The sequence below is a fragment of the Pseudoxanthomonas taiwanensis genome (genome assembly GCF_010093135.1).
GTDB classification, from domain to species: domain Bacteria; phylum Pseudomonadota; class Gammaproteobacteria; order Xanthomonadales; family Xanthomonadaceae; genus Pseudoxanthomonas; species Pseudoxanthomonas taiwanensis.
On sequence record NZ_PDWK01000127.1, the window covers coordinates 1 to 2654 of the forward strand.

A 2654-nucleotide genomic window follows, 5' to 3' on the forward strand; every position below is an offset into this window, starting at 1 on the left:
TCCGCCAGGCCAAGTACGCGCGGCGCTACCTGGCCGAAGCCGCCTACCGGTTCAACCGTCGCTTCCGCCTGCATGAGATGCTGCCGCGACTGGCCACCGCCATGCTGCGCTGCAAGCCTTGCCCCGAGCCGGTCTTGCGCGCTGCGAGCAATTTTCATGGCTGAGGGTCGGGGCTAATCAGGTCGAGGATTGCCTGCCGCGGCAGCGGGGCAATGTGTCGCTGGACAACCTTCAAGTGCTCAACGCGATCCTGTTCGTGGCCGAAAATGGCTGCAAGTGGCGGGCCCTGCCCAAGCGGTTCGGCAACTGGCACACGATCTACACGCGGATGAACCGGTGGGCCAAGGCCGGGGTCCTGGATCGGGTCTTCGAGCGCATGCAGGCCGAACAGCTGGTCCGGGTGCGGCTGGAGGCGGTCAGCCTGGACAGTACGATCGTCAAGGTCCACCCGGACGGCACCGGCGCACGAAAAAAACGGCCCGCAGGCCATCGGCCGCTCCCGCGGAGGCTGGACCACCAAAATTGGCTCTGTTGAATTTCAAGTGGGTTGCCGGGCATGAGGGTTGATCACTGCGAAGTCGAGCTTGCCGGCGATCAGGAAGATGACGGTTCTGATAGTGGTGAAGCGGGTGAAGCCGCGAGCGCGGCGCTTGGCGGACTGAAACAGGCCGTTGAGCGCTTCGAGGAAGCCGTTGGTCTGGCGGGTCTGGGCCCAGGCGACGATGCCCTCGAGGTGGCTGACCTGAGTATGGAACTTGTAGCCAATCTGAACAACCCGCTCTGCCGCCCGGATTGCGGCATCGTGGCGCCGGCCTGGCGTCGCTTTCGAACCGGATTTCGCCAGTGCAGGGCGGTTTTTGGCGGGTTTCCCCGCCTTACGGACGCACTGCTCCCGTCGTGGGCAACAAACGCCGGCGCGCCATCCACAGGTTCGACAGCGCGAACAGCGTCTGCGGTACGCCAAGCGGCAGGTAAAGGCGCAGGAGTAGGCGTGTGCCACTGCATGAGGTGAGTCGACCGGGCGCTGGCAGGACGACTTCAATGCTGGGTCACGATCCGGGCTTGACCCTGTAGTAGCTCCAGACTCTAGTATCGGTCGCCTGTCCCCGGGAGCTTCAGCATGGCCGAGACATACGACGTCATCATCATTGGCGGTGGACCAGGCGGCTATCCGGCCGCGATTCGTGGCGCGCAGCTGGGTCTCAAAGTCGCTTGCATCGAACGTCGCCGGCGCCTGGGTGGGACATGCCTCAACATTGGCTGCATTCCGTCCAAGGCCCTGCTCGAGTCATCCGAGCGCTTCCACGCGGCCTCGAGCGAATTCGCGGTGCACGGGGTCGAGTTCGATGGGTTGCGGGTCAACCTGCCCCGGTTGCTGGCTCACAAGGATGATGTCGTCGCCGGCCTGGGCAACGGCATCGACTTCCTCTTCAAGAAGCACGGCGTAACGCGCCTGCAGGGTAGTGGCCGGATCGCAGCGCCAGGGCGCGTCGAAGTCACGGACGATGCCGGGCACACTCAAGAGCTTTCAGGCCGCTGGATCATCATCGCGACCGGATCGGACAGCACGCCGCTGCGCGGCGTCGAGGTCGATGAGGATCGGATCGTATCGTCGACAGGCGCGCTTTCGTTCCCGGAGGTGCCTGCGCACCTCGTGGTCATCGGTGCGGGCTACGTCGGCCTCGAACTCGGCTCGGTGTGGCGTCGACTGGGTGCTCGAGTCACCGTGGTCGAATACCTTGACCGCATCACACCAGGAATGGACGTCGAAGCAGCGACGGTGCTGCACAAGGCGCTGAAGTCGCAGGGCTTCGAGTTCCGCCTCTCCCAGAAAGTCGTCGGCGCGGCAGTGAACGGTGACGGTGTTGAGCTCTTGATCGAACCGGCCAACGGCGGTGCTCAGGATCGGATCCACGCTGATCGGGTGCTGGTCTCCATCGGGCGTCGGCCCTTCACCGAGGGACTGAACCTGGAACAGCTCGGCGTGGAGCGCGACGCGAAGGGCTTCATCAAGGTCGACGACCACTGGCGCACGAATGTCGAAGGGATCTACGCGATCGGCGATGTCATCGGTGGCGCGATGCTCGCGCACAAGGCGAGCGAAGAGGGTGTTGCGTTGATCGAGCAGCTGGCGGGACTGCCGGGGCATGTGAACTACGGGACGATCCCGGCCGTGATCTACACGGCACCCGAGGTGGGCTCGGTCGGTCAGACGGAGGAGCAGCTCAAGGCTGCAGGCATCCCATACAAGGTGGGGCGATTCCCCTTCAGCGCCAGCGCGCGTGCACGTGCCAAGGCGCAGACCTATGGGCTCGCCAAGGTGCTGGCGCACGCGGAGACGGACCGCATTCTTGGCGTACACATCGTGGGCCCGGAGGCGGGCTCGCTCATCCATGAGGCCGTCGTCGCGATGGAGTTCAGCGGATCGGCGGACGACGGGGCGCGCAGCTGCCACGCCCATCCCACGCTCCCGGAGGCCCTGAAGGAAGCTGCGATGGCGGTGAACGGCTGGGCCCTGCACATCTAGCAGCCTGTTGAAATTCGACCCGGCGAAGCCCCCGACTCGGTCGGCAGCGCGGATTTCTCGCTGCTCAAGCGCTCCGCAAGCGCGTCCCGCGCTCTGAAACAAGCCCGCTTTCGGACTTCCAGGCGCA

The 2654-nt window shown here is 65.0% G+C and carries 1 protein-coding gene and 3 pseudogenes; 3 read left to right on the top strand and 1 reads right to left on the bottom strand.

All coding sequences use genetic code 11. The features are described 5' to 3' along the window. Nucleotides 1–164, top strand: a pseudogene (locus CR938_RS14110) (IS1595 family transposase); the annotation flags it as partial. Further along, nucleotides 161–533, top strand: a pseudogene (locus CR938_RS14115) (IS5 family transposase); the annotation flags it as partial. The pseudogenes CR938_RS14110 and CR938_RS14115, both read left to right, overlap by 4 nt. Nucleotides 534–538: 5 nt before the next feature. Here CR938_RS14115 and CR938_RS14120 read toward each other — a convergent pair. Then, nucleotides 539–736: pseudogene (locus CR938_RS14120) on the bottom strand (transposase); the annotation flags it as partial. 384 nt (nt 737–1120) lie between these two features. Here CR938_RS14120 and lpdA point away from each other — a divergent pair. Continuing rightward, the gene (gene lpdA / locus CR938_RS14125) at nt 1121–2527 is read left to right on the top strand and encodes a dihydrolipoyl dehydrogenase (protein WP_162125595.1); all 1407 of its coding nucleotides are present in this window, start codon (nt 1121–1123) and stop codon (nt 2525–2527) included. Nucleotides 2528–2654 lie beyond the last annotated feature (127 nt).

What these genes read in the sequence shown, in the direction of transcription:
- lpdA (WP_162125595.1), top strand. Translation starts at nt 1,121, where the DNA reads ATGGCCGAGACATACGACGTCATCATCATTGGCGGTGGACCAGGCGGC.